The sequence below is a fragment of the Siphonobacter sp. BAB-5405 genome, from assembly GCF_002872335.1.
Lineage (GTDB): Bacteria > Bacteroidota > Bacteroidia > Cytophagales > Spirosomataceae > Siphonobacter.
In genome coordinates this window covers 1-2,632 of record NZ_NJAG01000087.1, presented here as the reverse complement: position 1 = coordinate 2,632, position 2,632 = coordinate 1, and the positions used below count along the sequence as shown (strand labels likewise).

The following is a 2,632-nucleotide window of genomic DNA, read 5'->3' as shown; positions in this document are numbered from 1 at the left end:
CGTAGATGCTTAGACCTGCTGTCGCAGAATGTCCATAAATGGCCCGAGACGTAAGAATATCTTCCAGTAGAGTCAGATTGTCCATTTGATGAATGATGTTTTTACAATCTTCTAAATGGTTCTGAGAAGAAGTATGCGGTACGCGGTTGAGGACACAAAAACTCTTCAGGTAGGGATTATAGAGCTTCGTTTCTTTGACAATCCCGTTTACAATACTAGCCGTCCAAATATCGTAAGCAGAAGGAACTAGAGGAATTAAGAAGGCGTCGGAAGCTAATAATGACGAACGCTGAGCAGTAGTATCTCTCCCTCCGGTATCAACAATTACATCGTCGTAACGTTTAGCAAAGTCCTTCAAGCGTGAATGCACATTACTCCCACTTACCTGAACGCAAGTATACCCCGCCGATTCATCAGCTAGATTTTCTGAACGTATTTCAAAAAACTGACTTGAGGACCCCTGCTCATCGGCATCAACTAACATTACACTTCGGCCTTCTTTTGCGAGATAAATAGCAATATTTGTTGCCAAAGTCGTCTTACCTGAACCTCCTTTTGTCCCTCCTACCGTTAGTATCATATATAGTTGATATTTAATGATTTATATTAATATTTTAGTACCTATAAAAGTACTTGATTTAGCACTTATCAAGGTGTTATGATGGGGACTAATATAAGTACCTAATTTGAGACTTCAAATAGTACAAATAATTGTATTTAAGCAAAAACTAAATTGGAACTATATTAAGTACCAAGTATGGTACTTAGTCAGATACTGTATGAGTTGGAATATAAGTACCAAATTTGGTACTTATAATGGTACCTTATAAATACGTAAGTTATACTAAAGTTAGAGATATATAGTGTCTACTGAAGTATCTATTTAAGTACTTGATCAGGTACTATCTATATTATAAGTTAATACCTGATTAGATACTTTGTTCAGTACATAAAGTCATATTCCAATGAACGATTAATTACACCGTATCAGATACCTTTTTAGGTACCTAATACGGTATATAATTTTAATAAAGTTTAGTACCATTTTAAGTCCCAAATTAGATATTATTGAGGGATGTTTGAACAAGCGGGAAGTGCTTGCAGTGCAGTCAAGGGGCTTCTATCCGGAAATTGATGAAATAGTGCACAAATCAGACCTATACAATCAGTTTAAAGAATATGGCTAAGTAAGAGGTGAAGTGAAAAAAGATTTATTATAATGGTAAAGGTTTATGACTTCGCTTGAGGACTGGTCTGTCTTCTCGATTGAGCTAGAAATAATAAACTATGCATGGGATTGAAGATATCCTGTTGGCTTTGTTTTTTTGKAGTTATATATATATTTAAATCATGCTTACCCAAAATGGCAATTTTGCCCACATGGCCCTCCGTGGTTCAATTTTATCTTCCCATGCGTTACTGCTAACTTATAAAGTCATCATTGATGCATTCGCAATCATACGTTGGTAAGTAAGGGTAGGGGAGTGGTCTTTGATCTTCTAAAACAGGCATTAGCTCTATGTTAATGAATAGGCTTGGAACGAGCATAAATAATTTAGGAGTTAAACTCCCGTTATTTTCAGCTCCGTCTAAGGCTAAGCTAGCCTTAGACGGAGCTGAAAAGTCATTAGCTCATACACTTAAATCACATCTACATGCCTTTAGCATACGGTCGCCAGGCTTATACCCGCAGTGGCGATAAAGCCGATGCCGTCGGAGCCAGGCAGCTGCTCTGCGTGTTTTCGAAACCCGGCCTTGCTCGAAAGGCAAAAAAACACCTCAATCGCCGGCTCCGCCGCTCGGCTTATGATTTGATCCAAGAGCAATGAAAAGCGAGCTCCGGTGCGTCCCTAGCTCGCTTTTCAGTTTTTTACTTCTGCTCCAAACAAATACTTCCCTTGACTACCTGATAGTTTTGTCTCGTCATAAAGAGGCTACCATCGGTTTGGATCTGAAAGTACTTTTCATGCAGCTGCTGACTGAGTGCTCGAGCGGCTTCTTTCTTCCAGGTAGCCCGCTGCTGATAAGCGTCATGAAGATCATACCCCAGCAGAAGCATTCCTAACACCCCTGCTAGAATCGTAACCCCTATAAGGGGACTAAAGTAGGGGTTTGCCGCTAGCGTCACCCAGAAGGCTTTCCAGGCACTCATCCGCTCCACCGAAGGTGGTTGGTAAACCTTGGGTTTGATGCTAGCTTCAACTTTCGCTGTGATCGACTTTTCAAAGGCCTCCATGCTGGCTTTTAAGGCAGCCCCCAGTTTCTGCGTGCCCAGGGTATTGGCTTCCACCACCGCTAAGAAGGGAATCAAGGCATCATCGATGTCTTCTTCATGAATGCCATACTTTTGAGCAACCCGGTGTTTAAACTGGTTCTTTTCTTCTCGGGTCATAGTGGTAGCTCATTGATCTCCCGCATCACTTTCTTGTACTGGATCCGGCCCACCAGACCCAGACTGGACACATCGCCACTGCCCGAAAGCAAAGCCAGAATCTCGCGGCCCGACTGCGAGGAGCCAATCTGACCAAAGCAATAGGCTGGGGAGGTTTGACTCAGGGTTTGCCTAGTCTGTTGAGCCGTTTCTTCATCCTGAAACGTACCCGCGTTCACTAAAGCCGAAAGCGGGAAGACG

At 42.0% G+C, this 2,632-nt stretch carries 4 protein-coding genes; 1 reads left to right on the top strand and 3 read right to left on the bottom strand.

Going from position 1 to position 2,632, the window contains the following annotated elements; translation table 11 throughout:
• A partial coding sequence (locus BWI97_RS25740; protein WP_102203357.1) for an AAA family ATPase occupies nucleotides 1-580 on the bottom strand: 580 nt, incomplete at its 3' end.
• A gap of 1,075 nt (nucleotides 581-1,655) precedes the next feature.
• On the opposite strand from BWI97_RS25740, the gene BWI97_RS27815 reads away from it, so the two are divergent.
• Entirely contained in the window at nucleotides 1,656-1,829 is a 174-nt protein-coding gene (locus BWI97_RS27815; protein WP_158242852.1) for a hypothetical protein, read from the top strand.
• A gap of 41 nt (nucleotides 1,830-1,870) precedes the next feature.
• Here BWI97_RS27815 and BWI97_RS25735 read toward each other — a convergent pair whose 3' ends face one another.
• Nucleotides 1,871-2,392 (bottom strand): hypothetical protein, encoded by a 522-nt coding sequence (locus BWI97_RS25735; RefSeq protein ID WP_102203356.1) that lies wholly within the window; start codon nucleotides 2,390-2,392, stop codon nucleotides 1,871-1,873.
• Nucleotides 2,389-2,632, bottom strand: a 244-nt coding sequence (locus BWI97_RS27810) for a hypothetical protein (RefSeq protein ID WP_158242851.1), incomplete at its 5' end; no start/stop codon positions are given. The genes BWI97_RS27810 and BWI97_RS25735, both read right to left, overlap by 4 nt.